We start from the raw sequence: 20,776 nt of genomic DNA on the forward strand, positions 1-20,776 counted from the left end.
CTTTCTGGGAGGAGAGAAATGAAAAACTGGACCAAACGCAGTCTAATGGGCGCCGCTTTAGCTGGCGTTATGGCGCTGCCCGTTGCCGCAGAAGAAACCATTTCCGCGGTTGTGATAGATGGCTACCCCGACCGCGCCCTGTGGGTGAAGGAATTCACCAACTTCTTCATTCCAGAAGTGGACAAACGGCTGGCCGAGTCCGGCAACTATAAGATGAACTGGCAAGAGAACTATGGCGGTTCGATCGTAAAGCCCAAGGGCGTTTTGGAGGGGATACAGCTTGGTCTTGGCGATATTGGCATCGTCACAACGATCTTCCATTCCTCCAAGCTGCCGAGCCAGGGTATTTCCGGCTCGACGCCTTTTGTGGCATCGGATTCCCGCGCGGTTGCCAAGGCCGTGGATGAAATAGCGCGCGAATTCCCGGCGATGCAAAACGAGTTTGCCGCGCAAAATCAGGTCTATCTGGCAACGGGTGTCGTACTCGACACCTATCAGGTCTTCTGCACGGAACCGGTTTCAACTGTCTCTGATCTGGAAGGCCGCAAAGTGGCTGGGGCCGGGTTAAACCTGCGTTATCTTGAAGGTATCAAAGACGCGGCCGGAGTTCGCGGTGGCCTGACCGATTTCTACAACATGCTGCAAACTGGCTTGGTGGATTGTGCGATGCTCTGGCCCGAAGCCGCCAAGACCTTCAAAATCGCCGAGGTCGCTCCTTACATGCTTAAGGCGGACTTGGGTGCCGTGAATTCCAAGACGATCACGGTAAATTCTGACTATTGGGCAAAGCTGCCCGACGAAGTCAAAGACGTTTTGAAAGCCGTGGCCATTGACTATCGTGATCATGTGGCCGGCATCGCCATGGACCGCGCCGCAGCCTCAAGGGATGCCTATACCGAAGCCGGCGGTACGATTGTCGAAGTTTCGGACGAAGATCGCGCGGCTTGGGCCAACGCAATGCCAAATGTTGCCCAAGAATGGGCCGCCACGCTGAATGAAAACGGTGAGCAAGGCGACGAGATTTTGGCCGCCTATCTCGGCAAGCTTCAGGACGCCGGGTTCACCGGAGTGCGTGACTGGACGGTCGAGTAACCACCCGGCGACCCGAGAAAGGGGCCTTTCATGCTGAAGACCGCAGTTGCTGGCCTGTCGCGGGTCGCCAATTCGCTCGCAATAGCTGCCAACGCAATGGGCACGCTCGTCGTCCTTGCGTTGGTGGTCATCCTGAATGTCGACGTCATAGCGCGCGGCCTGTTTTCGGCCCCGTTGCGTGGAACCTATGAGATGGTTCAGTTCTCGGTCGTGATGATCGTTTTCCTGCAGTTGGCCGACGTGGTCAGGGTGGACCGGCTGACACGTTCAGACGGGTTCCTGAACCTGATGCACCATCGTCGCCCCGGCCTGACGGCCAACCTCAGGCGGATCATCAATGCGATCTCGGCGATCTTCATGGGATTGATTGCTTATGTGACCTTCCCGGAGTTTCTTCATATGTGGGAGACACAGGACTATTTCGGAGTGCCCGGTCTTTTCACATTACCCTGGTGGCCGGTCAAATTGGTCATCGCGTGCGGTACTGCGCTTGCCTGCGTGATCTTCCTGCTCAAGGTCGTCACGGCGCAGGACCGCCCGCAACTTGTCCGCACCCCCGAGCATGACGAGGCTGCAGAATGACTCCGATCGAGATTGGCCTGATCTCGGTCGTTGCAATCGTTTTCCTGATTTACGCAGGCGTCTACATTCCGATTGCGCTGGGCGTCGTGTCGTTCGTGTCGATCTGGCTGATGCGGGACAACTTCACACTTGCGCTGAACCTGCTGAAAGTGGCGGTGGGCGACAGCGCGATGGAGTACAGTTTCGCGACCATTCCGTTGTTCACTTTTATGGGTCTCATTGTCTCGAAGGCCGGGTTGGGCAAGGACATCTACGAAGTCATGACCATGCGGTTTCGCAAGGTCAAAGGCGGCATCGGCATGGCAACCGTCGGAGCCAACGCCGTCTTTGCAGCCGTAACCGGGTCTTCAATAGCCTCCGCTTCCGTGTTCACCAAAGTCTCGGTTCCTCAGATGATGGCGCAGGCTTACAACCCGCGTTTTGCTGTTGGGGTGGTCGCCGGGTCTTCGGTTTTGGGTATGATCATCCCGCCTTCGGCCATGCTGATCATCTATTCCTTTGTCGCCGAACAATCCGTGGGCGATATGTTCCTGGCAGGCGTTATTCCGGGGATCATGCTGGCCATTGCCTACGTCGCCGCGATCTGGGTTATGGGCCGTTTTACGCCAGCTTTTGTTGGCGGTCGGGTCGTGGAAGACACTGAATGGATGTCCGGCCGCGAGGTCGCGTCGAAAACCCTGCCGACACTGTTCATTATCACAGTCGTGCTTGGCGGGATTTACACAGGGTGGCTAACCGCGGTCGAGGCCGGAGCAGCCGGGGCGCTGGTTGCGCTTATCATCGCTGTGGCGCGCAAATCCATGACACCCAGAGCCTTCTGGGACGCCCTGCTGGAAACCGGCCACATTACAGCGGCGATCCTGTTCCTGATCACCGCAGCGTCGATCTATAGTCGGATGCTAGGGCTGGCCGGGTTGCCCAATCAGTTGCAGGACTTGCTTGCGGGGAATTCGGCGTCTTTCTGGACGATCATGCTGCTTTACGTCCTGCTGATGTTGTTTCTGGGAACACTGCTGGACACGGCGTCAATCATTCTGATCGTGGTCCCGCTGTTCCTGCCCATGGCCGAAGCCCTTGATATGTCCCTGATCTGGTTTGGCATCATCACCGTTGTGGGCGCTGAGATCGGGCTTTTGACGCCACCTTTGGGTATTTCCTGCTTTGTTATCAAATCCACGATTAACGATGACCGGATAACACTCAAAGACGTGTTCATGGGCGCGCTGCCCTTTGCGTTTGTGATGCTGATCGTTCTGTTCATTCTGATCGAATTCCCGATCCTCAGCCTTGCCCTGATTTAAGGAGACCCAGATGCGCTCTGTCACCAAAGACAATATCACCGACGTGTTCATGGGATACCTGTCCAGGGACACCGATCCGAGGATGCGAGAAATCATGGGGTCTCTGGTCAAGCACCTGCATGACTTTGCCCGAGAAACCAACCTGACGCATGAAGAATGGCGCGCCGGAATCGCGTTTCTGGAAGGGTGTGCCGCAGTGGAAACAGAGGACCGGCATGAATTCGTGCTGGCCTCGGACGTGCTGGGCCTATCGTCGCTGGTGGATATGCTGCATTCCAGCCCGGATGCGACCAGCTCGTCCGTATTGGGCCCGTTTCACGTCTCTGGCGCGCCTGTTTTGCCGATCGGTGGCGACATGAGACGCAACTACGGCGGGCCGGTGCTGCTTGCAGAGGGCGTCATACGCGATACCGAAGGCAATCCGATTGCCGGGGCCGAGCTTGATATCTGGCAAACGGCACCGAATGGCCTTTATGCCAGTCAGGATGAAGAACAGGACACGTATTCTTTCCATGGTCTGATGACCACCGGTGAAGATGGTCGGTACGCGTTCACCACCGTGAAACCAGTCGAGTACACCGTACCGTCAGATGGGCCTGTCGGGGATATTCTGCGGGCATGTGGCCGCCATCCGTGGCGACCGTCGCACCTGCATTACATCGTCAAGGCACCCGGCCACCGATCTTTGGTGACCGAGATTTTTCCCGACGACGATCCCTATCTGGATCAGGATACGGTGTTTGGCGTTCGGGACGATCTGGTGATGACCTATGTGGAACGACCAGCTTCGGAATTTCCCGAAGGAATGGAGCTTTCTGGAAAGATAACCGAACCCTTCTTACACGTGACTTTCGACGTGAGGCTTGCCAAATCCTGATAGGTGTTGAGGATGTTTGTGGTGCTGAGACATACCTTCATCATAGGTGCAGCGCTGTTCTGCGGCGCGGCGATCGCTGACGAGCGACCAATCTTCGATGCGCATATTCATTACAGCCATGATGCCGTAAAGCTGGTTCCACCGGAACAAGTGGCCAAAATCCTTCAGGACGCAGGCGTGAGGAAAGCACTGGTTTCCAGCTCGGACGACAATGGAACTCAATTGTTGTTGGCGGCAGCCCCGGAAATCGTCGTTCCGGCACTTCGCCCTTATCGTCGCCGAGGTGAAATCAACACATGGATGCACGATGAAACTGTCATCGACTATCTGGAAGCAAATCTGGCCAGGAACGAATACGAAGCTATCGGAGAGTTTCACGCATATGGCGACGATATAAAAACGCCAGTTATCCAACATATGATCGCGCTGGCGAAAGAAAGGAACCTGATTCTGCACCACCACGGCGATCGCGAGGCTGTTGATCTGATCTTCCAAACCTGGCCCGAAGCTCGGGTTTTGTGGGCGCACTCTGGCTTTGATGATCCGACCCGCGTGGTTGATGCCTTGGATACATATCCCAGGCTTTGGGCAGACTTGGCTTTTCGGTCGGATATGGTTTCACGCGGTCGTTTGGACCCGGATTGGAAGGCCGCGTTCGAGGCGCATCCCGATCGGTTCATGGTTGGTACGGACACATTTGCGCCGGAACGTTGGTACTATGTCGGCCCCCACGCAGATTTTTCGCGTGAATGGTTGGATCTGCTGCCGGATCGGATCGCAGACAACATCGCGTATGCCAACGCAGAACGTTTGCTGGCATCAGAATGATCCGCTGGGTTGTCTGGCTTATTGCTTCCCCCGGCGCAGCAGTTGCTTGTGATGCTGTGGGGCAACGCATGGGTTCGCAAGCCCCAAATGCACCTGAGGTTTATGTGGATGTCGGCGCAATTCCGTTGGCCCAACCGTTTTCCGTTCAGATTTCAGTCTGCGCTGAAGCCACGGTCCATCAGGTACGTGTTGATGCATTCATGCCCGCGCATCAGCACGGATTGAACTACGCTCCCGAAGTTTCGGCATTGGGTGACGGAACGTTCCGGGTCGATGGTTTGCTGTTTCACATGTCGGGTCTGTGGGAGTTGCAGGCCGACGTTGAGTTCAGTGGGCGATCGGTGTCCTACACGTCAGAGATTTCTCTAAAATGAAGCTCTGGGCTGCAGCCGTGCTAGTGTCGCTTCCGGTCGCGGTGCACTCAGAAATTCTGTTGTCCGAAGATGAAATACAGCAAACGCTTTCCTTCGGGCCGTGGCCACCAACATACCAGCCAGACCCCAGCAATCGAGTTTCAGGTGACACCAGAGCGATTGCGCTCGGCGCGGCTTTGTTCAACGATCCCGTGTTGTCGGTAGACGGCGCTTTTTCCTGCGCGAGTTGTCATGACCCCGAACAGGCATTTACCACGTCCGAGGCACGGGCGCTCGGCCGTGTCCTGTTGGATCGGAACTCCCCATCCCTGAGAAACCTTGCGGGTTTGCGCTGGTACGGTTGGGGCGGCAAAAGCGACAGTCTCTGGGCTGCCAGCCTGCATCCGATCATCGAAGAACAAGAGATGGCTCATAGCAACGAAAGTCTAAAAGCGGCCATTTCCGAGAGTTCTCATATTGCCGATTTTGAAGCCATTTTTGGCAGTATCCAAAACCAAGACCCCGAGCTGGTGTTGGTCAACACTGCTAAATCTCTATCAGCCTATCTAGAGACGCTCAGAACCGAACGGACACAATTTGATGATTTTCGCGATGCGTTGGAGCGCGGTGATCTGTCGGCGGCTGGGAATTATCCCGAAGCTGCTCAGAGAGGTCTGAAGCTCTTTTTAGGGCGCGGAAAATGTGCCCTTTGCCACAATGGTCCGACATTTTCCAACAATGAGTTTCACGACGCCGGTGTGCCTTATTTTCTAAGTGACACCGAAGTGGACGAAGGGCGGTTTGGTGGTTTGAACTTTTTATTCTCAAGCGCATACACACTGGACGGGGAATGGAACGACGATCCGGCCAAGCAAGGTGCATGGGCGGTTCGCAGTGTGCGCAGGCGTCATTCTGATTTTGGAACCTTTCGCACGCCAAGCCTGCGGGGTGCGGCCGAAACTCCGCCCTACATGCACGACGGCAGTCTGATCGACTTGGAAGCGGTGATCCGACACTACAGCGAAATTGATACCGAAAGGCTGCACGCCGACGGCGAGGCCATACTTTCTGAACTTACCTTGTCCGAACACGAGATCGCAGACCTACTCGCATTTCTGCTGACTTTGACCGGAACGCCGTAGCCCTAGACTTGAGTGCCCGCCGGGTAGAACTGAAGACGAGGTGCTGCGCAGGTTTTCTCCATCGAATTCGGCGTTCAAACAGTCTGCGTCTCCTTAGGCCACTTCAATCGAAATTTGCTGGGCATTGCCCCATTGCCTGGGCGACTGCCCATACATTCGTTTGAATTCACGACTGAACTGAGAAGGGCTGACATAGCCCACGTCCATCGCCGCCTCTGCTACAGGTGTGCCCGCTGCTATCTTCATTGCCGCATTGTTCAGGCGCATCGACTTTACGAATTGGATTGGAGCCATTGTGGTGACTTGCTTAAACTTTCGATGAAACACCGCGCGGCTCATGCCTGCAAGGGTCGCCATATCATCGATTGAAATCGGCGTGTCCAAATGGGACGAAACATGCGCTATAGACCGTGCAATGGCATTGCCAGCCCCAAAGGTCTGTCTGGCGAAGATGCCTGCTTCGCCCTTCAGGATCGCGTAATACAGCTCGCGCAGTCGCGCATCCCCAAGAACCGCCGTATCCATCTGGCTGGTTCCAAGTTGCAGCAGCCGCAGCAACGCTTGGGTGAAACTGTCATCCCATCCCGCCAGTCTGATCCCTTGCGATCTCACTGCACCGTTGGCCGTAGGTGGGGCAGCTCCGGCATTTTCCATCTCCATCGCCAGTTGGGACATTATTCGCGGGTTCAAAGAGATCAAGACGCCATAGAGAGGGTTTTCCGGCGACGCGGAGGGCGTGCCAGCCTTGACCGGCAGCGACAACGGACAGCACAGGTATTGGCTGCTGTCATAGAGGTATCTGCGGCCATCCAGCACGGCTTCTTTTGCACCGGTCAAGATGGCAACGACGCAGGGTTCGTAGACCGCCGGAGCGCACGGAATGGCTTGCGTGGCTCGAAACAGGCGCACGCCGTCGATGCCGGTTTCCGTCAGGCCGTCTTGTACGGTTCGGTCTTCGATAAGTTGCTTGATCTGGTCTCTGCTCATGACGGACACTAGGTGCCTCGAATTGGCTTTGGCAACCACTTTGATACAATCAGGCAAGAAAGTGCGACAATCTCGTCTGTCAAGGTTAATGGGGGAGATTTATTTGCAACTCCAAGATGGACGCAAGCCCACACGACACAGACGCCGACGCCATAAGGAACAAGAGCATGACGGACACGACATTTGGCCCCAAAGGTTGGACCCCAGAGCGCCTCGGAAACCTCGAGGGGAAAACCTACCTCATTACCGGAGCGAACGCGGGCGCGGGATTTCAGGCCGCACGCACGCTGCTGAAAAAGGGTGCCAAGGTTGTGATGTTGAACCGTTCAGTGGAAAAGTCGCAAGCCGCCATCACGGAACTTAGAGACGAGTTTGGAATTGGCGCCGATGTCACCTTTGTCCGCATGGACCTTGCCTCTCTCGCCAGTGTGCGTGAAGCCGCGGCGGAAGTTCTGGGAACCGTTCCACATATCGACGCCCTGATTTGCAACGCCGCCATCGCCCAAGTGCCAACGCAGCAATTTACCGACGACGGGCACGAGAGCATGCTGGGGACGAACCATTACGGTCACTTCCTTCTGTGCGGACTGCTCTTCGAGCGGATAGAAGCGTCCAGGGGCCGGATCGTGGTGGTCAGTAGCCTTGGCTACAACATGGGTATCAAGACAATCCAGTTCGACGATATGAACTGGGACAAGAACTATCATCAGAACCGGACCTATTGTCAGAGTAAACTGGCCCAGATGATGTTTGCCTACGAATTGCAAGATCAGCTTGCAGCCGCTGGAAGAACCGAAGTTGAGGTCTTTGTTTGCCATCCCGGTGCCTCGCGCACCTCACTCGTCCAAACCAGCGCTGATCTGAAAACGCGGATAATGTTCAGCGTCATGTCCGTTTTACCTATCGTGCAATCGGCCGAGAAAGGCTCTTGGCCCGAAGTCATGTGCGCAACCGAGGATGGTCTGGAACAGCGTGCGCTGTATGGCCCGACCGGTCTGTTGGAATTTGTTGGTCCTGTCGGCAAGGGCACGCTGCATTCCCACGCTTACGACAAGACGGTGACGGCAAAGCTGTGGGGCGTGTCTGAACAGGCGACGGGGTTCACCTGGACGCTTTGAACTGGTCCTTGACTGATCCGGGCGACGAACGTTTGATACCGTTCCCCAGCTATGCCTGAAGCTGATAAAACTGTTTTGCCGTCTCGCAAAACACGTCGGGCTGCATATCGGTCGGAACAATACTCAGATACCGGGAAACAAGGGCTTCGTAGGTCGAAGACAGGCTGTCGACCGGAAAGTTTGAGCCGAACATGCAGCGCTCGCCCCCAAACTGCGACAAACAAGCATCGACGATCGGCTGAACACGTTCCGCGCTCCAGCCATGATCGAACATCCCGAGGCCAGAGAGTTTGCAGCGCACCTGAGGCAAACTCGACAAGGCCCGGAGGACGTTCTTCCATTGCCGCAACCCTTCGGCGGTGCGGTCATAAGGCGAACCTGCATGACACAATGCGACCTGTGTTTGAGGTGCCTGTTTCAGCACTGCGGCGGTTTGTTTCATCAGTTCAGGCAGTAATTGAAGGTCAAAGGAAAGATTGCGCTCGCCCAGTTGCTTTAGGTTGGTCAGGAATCTTGGATTTCTCAGAACTGCGTTGGTCCCCGTTTTTGCATCTTCGCCCGGTGCCCGCCCGATAATTTGGCGAACGCCGCGTACCGTCGGAAGGGTTTGAAGTTGATCAAGCTGTTCCTCCGCGTTTGCCGCGGTGAGGTCACAGAAGGCCACTTGCACCAAGGGCCATTCAGGATTTTGGTCGGCCACGGATTGAACCCATTGCGCCTCGGCCCAGGGGTCGGCCGCGCCAACCTGGATATGGACCGAAGCGGTGAATCCCTGTGCGCCAGCATCGGCTCGGAATTCCGGCAAGAGGTAGTCGCGCTGGATCGGTGTAGGATCTCCGAAGAAACGGACCGCACCTTCCTCCATCAGCCAAGGGTAAGTGACGGCAGATAGATCCCACAGATGGTGATGCGCGTCGATCCTCATGGAGTTTCGATCCCTGTGGTGCGGGCCAAGATATCGACCCCCTGTCCACGCCAGAAATGCAGAAGGTCGATAAAAATCCAATTCTCGGCAAGCTTTTCACCAGCGCGCCTGTAGATGTCGATGACTCTGAACTCACCGGGCTTGCCGGTGGCTGGCATCCCCATGAACCCGCCTGATGGTACAGCCGTGAAGTTCGGCCAGCCGAAGAAGCCGCCATACATCCCCTCAGCCATACGGCAGATATGGTTGGTTTTGGATCTATCGGTAAAGCCTGCGCGAAACGGGCCTGAGTGCTGTTTGGCGTATCTTTCAATCGTATAGGTCGCACCGATCCCCTCGGGACCCCACCAGATCATGTCGTCATGCCATGTTCTGGCAAGCTCATCCTCTAGCGACAGACCGCTGTTCCATTGACCCAAATCCGAGATCATCGCGTTTATCAAGGCCAGCGTCTTTTGGCCTTCTTCCGGCGGCTGAGGGTCAAGCAGCACACCGTCATGCGGCATCGGTCCGGGCTGTACCAAATGCGCTGCGGTCTGAGGGGGAAACGGGTTTTGGCCAGCCTGCACCATCAAGTGCGGGATGTCGAAATACATCGCCGTCTCCGAGATCGTTTTGTTCACCACCTTGTAGAAGGCGCAATACCGCAGAAAGGCCATTTTGCCAGTGGGCCGAATGCCCAGCCAGGGTCGGTCGAACAGACCCATCAGATGACCCATGCAAGCGACCCAAACCCCGTCCTCGTCACACAGTGAATTCTGTCCCGCAAACAGAATATCGACCCGGTTCTGCAAACGGGTCAGGCTGTGTTTGAGCGGCTGCCAAAACTGTCGGGCAACGCATTCTGCCCCGGTGATTTCGTTGAATGGATGAAAGCCACGCCACAGCATGTCTGGAGCGCAGAATTGGTTCATGGCATTGGGCAGATCAGCTTCAATCGCGGAATGGAACGCGCAGACAAGATTTTTTTCGGTCTGGAAGTTCAAATCTTTTGCCTTTCAAGTCAGTGTCTTAGGGGCGCAAAAATTCCAACATGAGTCGAATTATCAGCGCAGTCTTGCATACGTATGCAAAAAAGTCTTGCCAGAAATGATATGCGCCGATTACATTTTTGCAAACGTATGCAAGCGAATCTTTCTCGGGGGGATCATGGCGGAAATTCAGCTGCGCAATGTTGGCAAGCGCTGGGGCTCTTTCGTTGGGGTCCATAATTTCGATCTGACCATCGCAGACCGAGAGTTCCTTGTTCTTCTCGGCCCATCTGGGTGCGGTAAGACCACGACAATGCGTATGATCGCCGGGCTTGAGGATGTCACCGAAGGGGACATTCTGATCGACGGAAATGTCGTGAACGACCTAGAGCCGAAGGACCGGGACGTGGCGATGGTGTTCCAAAGCTATGCGCTTTATCCGAATATGAACGTCTACGAGAACATCCGCTTTCCTCTGAAAGTGCGCGGGATTGATCCCTCGACCCATGACGAAAAAGTCCGCCGGGCCAGCGCGATGGTAGAATTGGATGACTTCCTGCATCGCAAACCTGCCGAACTGTCGGGTGGACAGCGTCAGCGTGTGGCGCTGGCCCGCGCCATCGTCCGTGAACCCAACGTGTTCCTGATGGATGAACCGTTGTCCAATCTGGACGCCAAGCTGCGGGTATCGACGCGGGCGCAGATCAAAAACCTCAGCCACGAACTGGCGGTGACGACGATCTATGTGACCCACGACCAGATCGAGGCGATGACGCTGGCCGACCGCGTTGTCGTCATGAAACAAGGCGTGGTTCAGCAGGTCGGCAGCCCGACCGAGATTTACGACCGGCCTGCCAATACGTTTGTCGCCAGCTTTATCGGTTCCCCGGCGATGAACCTCATGGACGGAGAGGTGTCGGACGGTGTGTTCCGCGCCGAGAACGTCCAGATTCCGGTCGATGCCCCCGACGGCCCCCTGACCTTGGGTTTCCGGGCCGAAGACGCGGGTCTTGCCGAAGGGCAGGGCGAAATCACGGCTCCGATCTATACGCTCGAACTGCTGGGTGACGCGACCATGATCTCGGTCCGCGTCGGTGGTGCGCTGGTGTCCGTGAAAGCCGACAAAGCATTCCGCGCCGAGATTGGCGAAAGCGTCTCGTTCTCGGTGCCGAAAGAAATCTGTCACCTCTTTGAAGCTGAAAGCGGTGCGCGGATCGGGGCATAGCCCCACAACAGCCCAACCGGGCAAACAACCGGTCCGGACGTCGACGACGGACCGATCCTGACAGGGAGAAACGCATGAAACTCAAATCAATCCTCTTGGCCGGTGCCATGTCCTTTGCCGCCGCAGGCGCGTGGGCGGACTGTGCCTTTGAAAACGATGTCCCGCTAAAGTCGCTCTCGGCCGGGTTTGAAGCCTGGAAAGCCGTGACCGACGCGATGGCCGAGTGTGGCAATTTCAGCGCCTCGCTCGATCAGGAATTCCGCGAAAAGCAGCCCGAAGCGTTCGCGGCTGACCCTGCACTGTACCAAATTGGTGGCGTCTCGAACGCCACGCTGGTGCCGTTGCTGAACGCGGGCACTATCCGGCCGCTGGATGATCTGGTCGAGAAATACGGGCAGGACCTGCTGCCGAACCAGTTGATCAAGGTGGACGGCAAAACCATGGCGATTGCCATGATGGTGAACGCGCAACACCTGATGTATCGCGATGACGTTCTGGCCGAGCTGGGCATCGAAGAACCCAAAACCTATGCCGATGTTCTGGCCGCAGCCGCCAAGATCAAGGAAGCGGGCCTCATGGACTATCCCATTGGCGGTACGTTCAAGACCGGTTGGAATCTGGGTCAGGAATTCGTCAACATGTACCTTGGCGAAGGCGGCCAGTTCTTTGGCGACGGCAACATGCCCGCGATCAACAACGATCAGGGCGTCGCCGCGCTTGAGACGATGAAGGCCATGACCGAGTATATGGACCCGGAATATCTGGTGTCGGACTCGACCTATGTTCAGCAGCAGTTCCAGCAAGGCAAGATTGCGATGGCGAACCTGTGGGCCAGCCGCGCGGCTGCCATGAACGACGAAGCCGAAAGCCAAGTGGTTGGCAAGGTCACGATGGCCGCAGCCCCGATGGGATCGGCTGTTCCTGCGACCACGATCTGGTGGGACGGTATCGTGCTGGCCTCGAACATGAGCGATGAAGAGGCCGACGCCGCCTTCCGTGTCGCGCTTGAAGGTATGGACGGTGACATGGTCAGCGCCAATAACGACACGGCTGTCTGGCTCAGCACGGCGTATACTCCGGGCGATCTGGCTGCTGGTGCCGCGGCCTCGGCAGAAGGTGGCGCCAAAGCCTATCCTGCGTCCGGTCCGATGGGCATCATGCACACCTCTCTGGGCAATGGTCTGGCGGACTATCTGACCGGTGCCAAGGATGCGCAAACCACACTGGCCGACATCGAAGCGGATTACATCACCGCTGCGAAAGAAGCTGGTCTGATCAGCAACTGATCCTCTCTGGGGAGGGCCCTGTGCCCTCCCGCTTTTTCCACCCGAGAACCATGAGAAAGGCAGAGCCATGAATTTCCGGACATTTGCCGCCTTTGTCGGCCCCTCTGTCTTTATGATGCTTCTCTTTATCGCGTTTCCGCTGGTCAGCGTGTTCAAGCAGAGCTTTTACGTCACCCAGCCGATTTACGAGACGGTTGAAAAGGAAACCTGCACGCCGGGCTTTCTCACGCAGACCTGCGTGACCGAGCTGGTGTCGCAGCCGAAACTGGACGAACACGGCGAGATTATCACCCAGACCCAGTATGTCGGATTGCAAAGCTACCGTAACGTGCTAGAGCCCGAGCGAGCTTGGCGCGCGATCAGCGACGGGAATTGGCAGGTTCTGTCCACGATCAACTTCTGGAAAGCGCTGCGGTTCACGCTGACCTTCACGCTGATCACGCTGCCTTTGGTGGTCGGATGCGGGCTGGGTATCGCGGTTTTGATCAACAATGCGGCCCGGTCGATACGGGGTCCTGTGATCTTTGTCTCGCTACTGCCCTTCATCATCACACCCGTGATCGGAGTGTTGTCGATCAACTGGCTGTTTCGCGGTGACGGGATCATCACAGCGTTGATCGAATGGTGGCTGAACCGCGACATCGCGTTGTTTGCGCAGGCGTGGACGATCGAAATCCTGATGATGCTTTACCGCGTCTGGCACGTCGCGCCGTTTGCCGCCATCGTCTTTTATGCGGGTCTTCAGACCGTCAATCAGGACAGTCTGGAAAGCGCCGTCATCGACGGGGCAACCCGCTGGCAGCGGATGAAGTACATCGTGATCCCGCATCTGATGCCGCTGATCATCTTCGTGTCGATGATCCACCTGATGGACAGCTACCGGGTGTTTGAAGAGATCGTCGGCTTCTCGAGCCAAGGCTACGTCATCTCGCTGCAATGGCTGACCTTCGATTACCTGACGCCGGATCAGGCGGGCAACCGGTCGATCAGTCGGGCCTCGGCCAACTCGATGCTGACCATGATCGGTGTTGTCATCCTGCTTATCCTGCCGCTGCGCCGTACATGGCGCGATCACAAAGGAGGCCACTGATATGTCCTCACGCGCGCTTCGCCAGCCTTTCAGCCTGCGGCTGACCTCGAAGATCTTTCTGGCGCTCTGGTGCCTGATCGCGGCCTTCCCGATCTTTTGGATCGTGGTGATGAGCTTCAAGTCACCCGTCGATGCCTTTGACAGCAACGCGCTGAACGTGATTTTTGGCCCCGCGACCCTGGGCGTCGGCAAGGGATTGTCCCTGCTGGACATCATTCTGGGGATCGCGGTGATCTGGGGAACGATCACTCTGGCAACCAAAAGGCTGCCGTCGATGATCAAATCCTACGCCAAGCCCGGGCAGGAGTGGTTTGGCTGGCTGATCGGCGTGCTGGCCTTGCTGGTTGGCTTCCTGATGGTGTTCTTTGTCGTACTTCCCGCCATTCTGAATGTGCTGAATCCACTGTTCGGCCCTCTTGGAAGGGACGTGTTGGGCCTGACCACCGAACATTACAAAACGGTCTGGATTGACCGGGGGTTCTCGAACAACTTCAAGAACTCGCTGATCGTTACGACCGGGGTGGTTACCGTGTCCCTGACCGTCGGAACGCTGGCCGGGTACGGTCTGGCACGGTCCGGGTCAACGCTGGCGTTTTGGATCCTGATCGTGGCGCTGGTGTTCCGCGCACTGCCGCATTCGGTTCTGGTTGCGGGCTACCTGCCGGTCTTCATCAACTCGGCCGAATGGCTCAGCCCCATTCTGGGGGAAAACGCGCCGACCCTGTATGGCAAGCCTTTCGCGGTCATCGCGGTTCTGGTTGCGATCAACCAACCCTTTACCATCTGGATGCTGCGGTCCTTCTTTCAGAATATCCCTGCCGAACTGGACGAGGCCGCCCGCGTCGATGGGTGCAGCCATTTCCAGGCGTTCCGCCGTGTGATCATGCCAGTCATGTGGCCGGGGGTTATCACAACCGGTCTGTTCAGTTTCCTTCTGGCCTATAACGACTTTCTGGTCACCGCGCTGCTGCTGGACGCCCAGAACCAGACGATGGTTCCGGCCATCGTCGGCATGTTCAACCGCGAGACCACGACCACCGATCAGGTCGTCGCCGTGGCCGCCGCCGTTTCGATCACCGCGCCGCTGATCTTCCTTGTCCTGATCTTCCAGCGCCAGATTGTCAGCGGTCTGACAGCAGGGGCGGTGAAGGGCTGATGAGCAACCACGCCCGCCATAACGCCATGTCGCGCCACCCGGCGCTGAACAGGATGCCCAGAGATTTTCTGAGTGTCGGGGGTCACGCCCCCAACACCACTCTCTGGAAACCTGAAAGGATATGGAAATGAAAGGTTCGCGCCCCGAACAAGCGGTTTTGACCCGTGACACAGACCTGAGCAAAACAGACGACACGCGCCGGGTTATCGAAACCATGGTGGATGGTCTGAATGACCATCGCATTGACGACATTGGCGAGTTTTTCGCGCAGGGCTTTCGCTGGATGGGCAATCAGGGCTGCGGCACGAAGACTGGCCTGCAGGAATTCCAGAACAACTGGCAGCGCCCGTTTCAGGCAGCATTTTCCGACAAGGTCTGCATTGATGAGGCCCGCCTTTACATGGGGGAATGGGCTGCCGCCTTTGGCCGTCAGGAAGCAACCCATTCCGGCGAATTTCTGGGCATCGCCGCGACAGGAAAGCGGGTCGAGATCCGGTACATGGATTTCTGGAAAGTCGTCGACGGCAAGATTGTCGACAACTGGGTGAACGTGGATTTTGCCCATGTCGCCGCCCAACTGGGCGTTGACCTGTTCAACGGCCAGGGTTGGGAAGCATTTGACCGAGGGGAAAAACTTCCGCCTCGGCCCGAAAACTGAGGATTGAAAAATGGCAATCGAGTATCTCAAACGCGGTAAATCTGACGCTGACCGGGCCGACGACGACGCCAAAACCCGTGCCGTGGTCGAAGCGACGCTGAAAGACATTGAAACCCGCGGCGATGTCGCCGTGCGCGAACTGAGCGAGAAGTTCGACAACTATTCACCGGCCTCGTTCCGGCTGTCGCAGGACCAAATCGAAGACCTGATCAGCCAGCTTTCCGACCGTGAGCTGGCGGATATCAAGTTCGCGCAAGAGCAGGTGCGCAACTTTGCGCAGGCGCAACGGGATTCGATGCTGGATATCGAGGTCGAAACCCTGCCGGGCGTCATACTGGGCCACAAGAATATCCCCGTGCAGTCCGTTGGCTGTTACGTCCCCGGTGGTAAGTTCCCGATGGTGGCGTCGGCGCATATGTCGGTGGCGACGGCGTCCGTTGCGGGTGTTCCACGCATCATTGCCTGTACGCCTCCGTTTCAGGGCAAGCCAAACCCGGCGGTCATCGCGGCCATGCATCTGGGCGGAGCGCACGAAATCTACGTCATGGGCGGCATTCAGGCCATTGGCGCAATGGCGCTTGGCACTCAGACAATCGACCCCGTTCATATGCTGGTCGGTCCCGGCAACGCCTTTGTCGCCGAAGCCAAACGCCAGCTATTTGGCCGGGTCGGTATCGACCTGTTCGCAGGCCCGACCGAAACCATGGTGATTGCAGATGAAACCGCCGCCGATGCGGAATTGTGCGCCACCGACCTGCTGGGTCAGGCTGAACATGGATATAACAGCCCCTGCGTGCTTTTGACCAACTCGCGCAAACTGGCCGAGGAAACTCTGGCCGAAGTTGACCGGCTGCTGGACATTCTGCCGACGGCGGACACCGCCAAAGTATCATGGGCGGAATATGGCGAGGTCATCGTTTGCGACACCTATGACGAGATGTTGAAAGTGGCCGACGACATTGCCTCGGAACATGTGCAGGTGATGACGGATCGTGACGATTGGTTCCTTGAGAACATGACCTGCTACGGGGCGCTGTTCCTTGGGCCTCGTACCAATGTGTCGAACGGGGACAAGGTGATCGGGACGAACCACACCTTGCCCACGAAGAAAGCAGGGCGATACACGGGCGGTCTTTGGGTCGGCAAATACCTGAAGACACATTCTTATCAGAAGGTTCTGACCGACGAAGCGGCAACGCTGATCGGTGAATATGGCTCGCGCCTGTGCATGCTGGAAGGGTTTGTGGGGCACGCGGAACAATGCAACGTGCGCGTTCGCCGGTACGGGGGCATCAACGTGCCTTACGGAAAGGCCGCGCCGTATAGGGATGCGGCGGAATGAGCGATCGGCACAGTCTCCACAAAGACCTGATCGCCCCGCTGAGGGCGGCGATGTACGACTTTTCCGAAGCCGGGGTGCGCCGCGCCCTGGCTGACATCTGTGCACCCGACGCCTTGTTCCGCCTATGTCATCCGTTCGGAGACATGACCGGTAGCGATACCTACTACGATGGCGTCTACAAAGGCTTGCTGACGGCCTGGCCCGATCTGGAGCGGCGCGACTATATCGTCATGGCCGGACCGGATGAGTTTGGCGCTGATTGGGTCGGGTGCGGCGGGTACTACACGGGCACCTTCACCGGACCATGGCTGGATATCCCGCCAACAGGTCATCAGGTCACGATGCGGTTCCACGAATTCTACCGGTTCGAGGATGGCAATGTGGTCGAGATGCAGGCGCTTTGGGATATCCCCGAAGTGATGATACAGGCAAATGCGTGGCCCATGGCCCCCAGCCTTGGCCGCGAATGGCACGTGCCCGGCCCTGCGACGCAGGATGGGTTTGTGCCCGGCCCCTATGATGCGGCCAAGGGCAGGGAAACCTGTCAGCACATCATCGACATGCTGGAATACCTCAAGAAACACCCGTCAGAGGGCGGTCCCGAAGTGATGGAGATGGAGCGGTTCTGGCATCCCCGCATGAACTGGTACGGCCCGTCCGGGATCGGCACCGGGCGGGGTATTTCCGGGTTCCGTAACTGGCATCAGATCCCGTTCCTGAGCGGGATGCCGGATCGCGGGCAGTATGTGGATGACATCACCTATCACTTCTTCGGAGATGGAGAGTATGCGGCCGTCACTGGTTGGCCCAACATGATCCAGACCGTGACCCATGACGGCTGGATGGGCATTGCGCCTTCCGGCAAAAAGATCACCATGCGCAGCCTCGATTTCTGGCGTCTCGAAGACGGTAAAATTCGCGAAAACTGGGTGCTGGTCGATCTTCTGGATGCTTACCAGCAGCTTGGCGTTGACGTCTTTGCCCGTCTGCGGGAATTCAATAAGGCCCGAAATTTGGGCCGTATCGAAATACCTGACGGAATGAGCCAATGACAGAACTGCCCCGAACGCCCTCTTTTTCCCTGAACGGCAAAACCGCCCTGGTGACCGGAGCGTCCTCGGGCATCGGGCAGGGATGTGCCGTTGCTCTGGCCGAGGCCGGGGCGCATGTGGTGTGTGCGGCGCGCGGGGCAGATCGGTTGCAGGATACGGTGACCGCATTGCAATCGAACGGCTGGTCCGCAGAGGCATTGGTTGTGGATCAAACGGATCTGGATGCGCTGAAGGCCCTGTTTGCGTCCCGTGTTTTTGACGTGGTCGTCAATTCCGCGGGATTGGCGCGGCACAGCCCGGCGACTGAGACAACGCCCGAGGATTTCGACGCGGTCACAAATTTGAACCTGCGATCCGCGTATTTCCTGTCGGCCTTTGCAGGCAAGGCTTTGATTGACGCGGGCAAACGCGGCTCGATCATCCATATCTCAAGCCAGATGGGTCATGTCGGCGGGATTGACCGGGCGGTATATTGCGCGACCAAGCACGGGCTAGAGGGCATGGTTAAGTCGATGGCCATCGAATGGGGCAAACAGGGCGTACGGATTAACACCGTGTGCCCGACCTTCATTCGCACGCCGCTGACGCAATCGACCTTCGACAATCCCGAACGGGCCGCATGGATCATGGACAAGATCAAGCTGGACCGCGTGGGCGAGGTCGAGGACATCATGGGTGCCGTGCGCTACTTGGCGTCCGACGCCTCGGCGCTTGTGACTGGGACATCCATGTTGATTGACGGCGGGTGGACGGCAGACTGATGGCTGAGAAAGTTACATCCCTTCAGGTCGCGCAGCGCGCAGGCGTCAGCCAGTCCGCAGTCAGCCGCGTCTTCACGCCCGGAGCATCCGTCAGCAAGAAGACCGAGGAAAAAGTGCGCAAAGCCGCCGAAGAATTGGGGTATCGCCCAAACGTGCTGGCCCGCGCCATGGTCTCGGGCAAAAGCCGTATCATCGGCTTGGTGGTCGGTTATCTGGACAACTACTTTTATCCCGAAGCGTTGGAGAAACTGTCGAACGGTTTGCAAGAGCATGGCTATCACGTTCTGATATTCATGGCCTCTCGGTCGGCTGGCAACATCGACGACGTGATGGAGGAGATTCTGGACTATCAGGTCGACGGCGTCGTTCTGGCCTCGGTTCCGATGTCTTCCGATATCGCAACGCGGTGCCAGCAGGCGGGTGTCCCGGTTGTCCTGTTCAACCGCAGTCAGGATATCGAGGGGATCACCACCGTCACGTCGGATAACTACGCAGGCGGCCGCAAAGTGGCCGAGTTCCTGTTGGCAGGTGGGCACGAGCGAATTGGCTATATCTCGGGGTGGCAGGGCGCCTCGACTCAGCGGGACCGTGAGGCAGGTTTTCGGGCGGTGTTGTCCGAAGCGGGTCGATCCGTATTTGCCGTGCAGGACGGGATGTTTCACACCGAAAACGCCCAAGCCGCTGCGCGTCAGATGTTTGATGTAGACCCCGGGAAACGCTCCGACGCGGTATTTGTGGCCAATGACCACATGGCATTGGCCGTGATGGACGTAATCCGGTTTGAACTGGGATTGCGCATCCCCGAGGATGTCTCGGTCGTTGGGTATGACGACGTTCCTCCGGCTGGATGGCCAGCCTATAACCTGACAACGATCCGACAGCGGGCCAATCTGATGGTCGCGGAAACCGTCGCGGCCCTGCTGGATCACATTCAAAATCCCGATGCAGCCGAGCCACGCAAGGTCGCGATTGACGGCCCGCTGGTCGTGCGAACCTCGGCGCGGCTGCCGCAGGGTTGGACTCCACAAAGGACAGAAACATGAAGGGCTTTGATCCGAAATTCCGGGATTTCCCGGACTATATCGTCGGAATCACTAAGGAAATCTGGGAAGATCGCGGTATCGCGACCTTGCACGACTATTACGGTGAGGACATCGTGGTCCGCTCGCCCGGCTCCGTTGTTCTGGGGAACCAGAATGTGATCGGCGCGACCATGGCGACCTTGGCAGAGTTCCCCGATCGTCAACTGCTGGGCGAGGACGTGATCTGGTCCGGCACCCCCGAACAAGGCATGCTCAGCTCTCATCGCATTCTGTCCACGGCCACACATCTAAGCGAAGGCGTCTACGGCAAGCCCAAGGGAACCAGACTGCAATACCGGATTCTTGCGGATTGTCATGCGAAAGATAACAAGATTGATGATGAATGGCTGATCCGGGATCAGGGGGCGATCGTCCGTCAGCTGGGCTGGAATCCCAAGGACTATGCGGCCGATCTGATCGCGCGGGAAGGCGGCCCTGAAAAATGCGTTCGGCCCTTGACCCCGTCCAACGATGTCGAAGGTCCCTATAAGGGAAAGGGAAACGACAACGCGTGGGGCCAGCGTCATGCCGATCTGCTGACCCGGATGATGAACGCGGATATGGGCGCGGTCGAGCGTGATTATGACAGGGCCGTGCAATCCGAATACCCGGGTGGTGTTACTGGGCATGGGTGGGATCCGGTTGACCGGTTCTGGATGTCATTGCGTGCCGCGATGCCCAACGCCACGTTCACCATCCATCACCAGATCGGGCGCGACGATCCTAACATGCCGCCGCGCTCGGCCCTGCGGTGGAGCCTGCACGGAACCCATGACGGTTGGGGCACATTTGGTGCGCCCACAGGGGCCGAGCTTTATGTTCTGGGCATCAGCCATGTCGAGTGGGGAGAGCTGATTGGCGGTGACATCAGGGTTCGCCGTGAGTGGACCCTGTTCGATGAAACCGCTGTTTGGAAGCAGGTGCTGCTGGCCACAGGGGGCGTGTAAT

21 protein-coding genes are annotated in these 20,776 nt (G+C 57.5%); 18 read left to right on the forward strand and 3 right to left on the reverse strand.

All coding sequences use genetic code 11. The annotated features are described in order from the left end of the window. The first annotated feature begins 18 nt into the window (after positions 1 to 18). The 7 genes from ACR0KS_RS13035 (at position 19) to ACR0KS_RS13065 (ending at position 6,175) form a co-directional block, all read left to right on the forward strand. Entirely contained in the window at positions 19 to 1,092 is a 1,074-nt protein-coding gene (locus tag ACR0KS_RS13035) for a C4-dicarboxylate TRAP transporter substrate-binding protein (protein WP_170485576.1), read from the forward strand. A gap of 30 nt (positions 1,093 to 1,122) precedes the next feature. Then, on the forward strand, positions 1,123 to 1,674 hold the full coding sequence (locus ACR0KS_RS13040; RefSeq protein WP_170566206.1) for a TRAP transporter small permease subunit: 552 nt from the start codon (positions 1,123 to 1,125) through the stop codon (positions 1,672 to 1,674). Further along, positions 1,671 to 2,975, forward strand: coding sequence for a TRAP transporter large permease subunit (locus tag ACR0KS_RS13045; protein ID WP_170485577.1), 1,305 nt, complete (start codon positions 1,671 to 1,673; stop codon positions 2,973 to 2,975). The genes ACR0KS_RS13040 and ACR0KS_RS13045 overlap by 4 nt, the downstream gene beginning before the upstream one ends. Positions 2,976 to 2,985: 10 nt before the next feature. After that, positions 2,986 to 3,852: a dioxygenase family protein gene (locus ACR0KS_RS13050; RefSeq protein WP_170566209.1), complete on the forward strand. Its 867-nt coding sequence runs from the start codon at positions 2,986 to 2,988 to the stop codon at positions 3,850 to 3,852. Positions 3,853 to 3,864: 12 nt separating this feature from the next. Continuing rightward, the gene (locus tag ACR0KS_RS13055) at positions 3,865 to 4,680 is read left to right on the forward strand and encodes an amidohydrolase family protein (protein WP_480693235.1); all 816 of its coding nucleotides are present in this window, start codon (positions 3,865 to 3,867) and stop codon (positions 4,678 to 4,680) included. A gap of 68 nt (positions 4,681 to 4,748) precedes the next feature. Beyond that, the gene (locus tag ACR0KS_RS13060; RefSeq protein WP_170485580.1) at positions 4,749 to 5,054 is read left to right on the forward strand and encodes a hypothetical protein; all 306 of its coding nucleotides are present in this window, start codon (positions 4,749 to 4,751) and stop codon (positions 5,052 to 5,054) included. Continuing rightward, positions 5,051 to 6,175, forward strand: a complete 1,125-nt coding sequence (locus tag ACR0KS_RS13065) for a cytochrome c peroxidase (protein WP_170566215.1) — start codon at positions 5,051 to 5,053, stop codon at positions 6,173 to 6,175. The genes ACR0KS_RS13060 and ACR0KS_RS13065 overlap by 4 nt, the downstream gene beginning before the upstream one ends. A gap of 93 nt (positions 6,176 to 6,268) precedes the next feature. Here ACR0KS_RS13065 and ACR0KS_RS13070 read toward each other — a convergent pair whose 3' ends face one another. Continuing rightward, positions 6,269 to 7,162 carry an AraC family transcriptional regulator gene (locus ACR0KS_RS13070; protein ID WP_170566218.1) on the reverse strand — a complete coding sequence of 298 codons (894 nt, stop codon included), beginning with the start codon at positions 7,160 to 7,162 and terminating at the stop codon, positions 6,269 to 6,271. 167 nt (positions 7,163 to 7,329) lie between these two features. Between ACR0KS_RS13070 and ACR0KS_RS13075 the strand changes: the two genes are divergently transcribed. Beyond that, complete coding sequence (locus ACR0KS_RS13075; RefSeq protein WP_170566221.1) at positions 7,330 to 8,280, forward strand: SDR family oxidoreductase; 951 nt, start codon at positions 7,330 to 7,332, stop codon at positions 8,278 to 8,280. Between the two features lie 49 nt (positions 8,281 to 8,329). On the opposite strand, the gene ACR0KS_RS13080 is transcribed toward ACR0KS_RS13075, so the two are convergent. Continuing rightward, positions 8,330 to 9,205: an amidohydrolase family protein gene (locus ACR0KS_RS13080; RefSeq protein WP_170566224.1), complete on the reverse strand. Its 876-nt coding sequence runs from the start codon at positions 9,203 to 9,205 to the stop codon at positions 8,330 to 8,332. After that, complete coding sequence (locus tag ACR0KS_RS13085; protein WP_480693242.1) at positions 9,202 to 10,119, reverse strand: nuclear transport factor 2 family protein; 918 nt, start codon at positions 10,117 to 10,119, stop codon at positions 9,202 to 9,204. The genes ACR0KS_RS13080 and ACR0KS_RS13085 overlap by 4 nt, the downstream gene beginning before the upstream one ends. 235 nt (positions 10,120 to 10,354) lie before the next feature. On the opposite strand from ACR0KS_RS13085, the gene ACR0KS_RS13090 reads away from it, so the two are divergent. The 10 genes from ACR0KS_RS13090 to ACR0KS_RS13135 all read left to right on the forward strand — a co-directional run bounded on the left by ACR0KS_RS13090 (position 10,355) and on the right by ACR0KS_RS13135 (position 20,775). Beyond that, complete coding sequence (locus ACR0KS_RS13090; RefSeq protein ID WP_170566229.1) at positions 10,355 to 11,401, forward strand: sn-glycerol-3-phosphate ABC transporter ATP-binding protein UgpC; 1,047 nt, start codon at positions 10,355 to 10,357, stop codon at positions 11,399 to 11,401. Between the two features lie 74 nt (positions 11,402 to 11,475). After that, a complete protein-coding gene (locus tag ACR0KS_RS13095; protein WP_170566232.1) occupies positions 11,476 to 12,687 on the forward strand; it encodes an extracellular solute-binding protein in 1,212 nt (403 codons plus the stop codon). A 67-nt stretch (positions 12,688 to 12,754) separates the two neighbouring features. After that, a complete protein-coding gene (locus ACR0KS_RS13100) occupies positions 12,755 to 13,777 on the forward strand; it encodes a carbohydrate ABC transporter permease (protein ID WP_170566235.1) in 1,023 nt (340 codons plus the stop codon). A 1-nt stretch (position 13,778) separates the two neighbouring features. After that, positions 13,779 to 14,933, forward strand: a complete 1,155-nt coding sequence (locus ACR0KS_RS13105) for a carbohydrate ABC transporter permease (RefSeq protein ID WP_170566237.1) — start codon at positions 13,779 to 13,781, stop codon at positions 14,931 to 14,933. Positions 14,934 to 15,060: 127 nt separating this feature from the next. Next, positions 15,061 to 15,591, forward strand: coding sequence for an ester cyclase (locus ACR0KS_RS13110; protein WP_170566240.1), 531 nt, complete (start codon positions 15,061 to 15,063; stop codon positions 15,589 to 15,591). A 10-nt stretch (positions 15,592 to 15,601) separates the two neighbouring features. Beyond that, positions 15,602 to 16,933, forward strand: a complete 1,332-nt coding sequence (gene hisD / locus ACR0KS_RS13115) for a histidinol dehydrogenase (RefSeq protein ID WP_170566243.1) — start codon at positions 15,602 to 15,604, stop codon at positions 16,931 to 16,933. Further along, entirely contained in the window at positions 16,930 to 17,985 is a 1,056-nt protein-coding gene (locus ACR0KS_RS13120) for an ester cyclase (protein WP_170566246.1), read from the forward strand. The genes hisD and ACR0KS_RS13120 overlap by 4 nt, the downstream gene beginning before the upstream one ends. Next, a complete protein-coding gene (locus tag ACR0KS_RS13125) occupies positions 17,982 to 18,746 on the forward strand; it encodes an SDR family oxidoreductase (RefSeq protein WP_170566249.1) in 765 nt (254 codons plus the stop codon). Before ACR0KS_RS13120 ends, ACR0KS_RS13125 begins: the two co-directional genes overlap by 4 nt. After that, complete coding sequence (locus tag ACR0KS_RS13130; protein WP_480693236.1) at positions 18,746 to 19,789, forward strand: LacI family DNA-binding transcriptional regulator; 1,044 nt, start codon at positions 18,746 to 18,748, stop codon at positions 19,787 to 19,789. The genes ACR0KS_RS13125 and ACR0KS_RS13130 overlap by 1 nt, the downstream gene beginning before the upstream one ends. Then, a complete protein-coding gene (locus ACR0KS_RS13135; protein WP_170566252.1) occupies positions 19,786 to 20,775 on the forward strand; it encodes an ester cyclase in 990 nt (329 codons plus the stop codon). Before ACR0KS_RS13130 ends, ACR0KS_RS13135 begins: the two co-directional genes overlap by 4 nt. Position 20,776 lies beyond the last annotated feature (1 nt).

It is taken from the genome of Ruegeria sp. BC7, assembly GCF_056539165.1.

Coding starts and splice junctions, on each gene's coding strand:
- ACR0KS_RS13035 (WP_170485576.1), top strand. CDS start 19: ATGAAAAACTGGACCAAACGCAGTCTAATGGGCGCCGCTTTAGCTGGC.
- ACR0KS_RS13040 (WP_170566206.1), top strand. CDS start 1,123: ATGCTGAAGACCGCAGTTGCTGGCCTGTCGCGGGTCGCCAATTCGCTC.
- ACR0KS_RS13045 (WP_170485577.1), top strand. CDS start 1,671: ATGACTCCGATCGAGATTGGCCTGATCTCGGTCGTTGCAATCGTTTTC.
- ACR0KS_RS13050 (WP_170566209.1), top strand. CDS start 2,986: ATGCGCTCTGTCACCAAAGACAATATCACCGACGTGTTCATGGGATAC.
- ACR0KS_RS13055 (WP_480693235.1), top strand. CDS start 3,865: ATGTTTGTGGTGCTGAGACATACCTTCATCATAGGTGCAGCGCTGTTC.
- ACR0KS_RS13060 (WP_170485580.1), top strand. CDS start 4,749: ATGGGTTCGCAAGCCCCAAATGCACCTGAGGTTTATGTGGATGTCGGC.
- ACR0KS_RS13065 (WP_170566215.1), top strand. CDS start 5,051: ATGAAGCTCTGGGCTGCAGCCGTGCTAGTGTCGCTTCCGGTCGCGGTG.
- ACR0KS_RS13070 (WP_170566218.1), bottom strand. CDS start 7,162: ATGAGCAGAGACCAGATCAAGCAACTTATCGAAGACCGAACCGTACAA.
- ACR0KS_RS13075 (WP_170566221.1), top strand. CDS start 7,330: ATGACGGACACGACATTTGGCCCCAAAGGTTGGACCCCAGAGCGCCTC.
- ACR0KS_RS13080 (WP_170566224.1), bottom strand. CDS start 9,205: ATGAGGATCGACGCGCATCACCATCTGTGGGATCTATCTGCCGTCACT.
- ACR0KS_RS13085 (WP_480693242.1), bottom strand. CDS start 10,119: ATGAACCAATTCTGCGCTCCAGACATGCTGTGGCGTGGCTTTCATCCA.
- ACR0KS_RS13090 (WP_170566229.1), top strand. CDS start 10,355: ATGGCGGAAATTCAGCTGCGCAATGTTGGCAAGCGCTGGGGCTCTTTC.
- ACR0KS_RS13095 (WP_170566232.1), top strand. CDS start 11,476: ATGAAACTCAAATCAATCCTCTTGGCCGGTGCCATGTCCTTTGCCGCC.
- ACR0KS_RS13100 (WP_170566235.1), top strand. CDS start 12,755: ATGAATTTCCGGACATTTGCCGCCTTTGTCGGCCCCTCTGTCTTTATG.
- ACR0KS_RS13105 (WP_170566237.1), top strand. CDS start 13,779: ATGTCCTCACGCGCGCTTCGCCAGCCTTTCAGCCTGCGGCTGACCTCG.
- ACR0KS_RS13110 (WP_170566240.1), top strand. CDS start 15,061: ATGAAAGGTTCGCGCCCCGAACAAGCGGTTTTGACCCGTGACACAGAC.
- hisD (WP_170566243.1), top strand. CDS start 15,602: ATGGCAATCGAGTATCTCAAACGCGGTAAATCTGACGCTGACCGGGCC.
- ACR0KS_RS13120 (WP_170566246.1), top strand. CDS start 16,930: ATGAGCGATCGGCACAGTCTCCACAAAGACCTGATCGCCCCGCTGAGG.
- ACR0KS_RS13125 (WP_170566249.1), top strand. CDS start 17,982: ATGACAGAACTGCCCCGAACGCCCTCTTTTTCCCTGAACGGCAAAACC.
- ACR0KS_RS13130 (WP_480693236.1), top strand. CDS start 18,746: ATGGCTGAGAAAGTTACATCCCTTCAGGTCGCGCAGCGCGCAGGCGTC.
- ACR0KS_RS13135 (WP_170566252.1), top strand. CDS start 19,786: ATGAAGGGCTTTGATCCGAAATTCCGGGATTTCCCGGACTATATCGTC.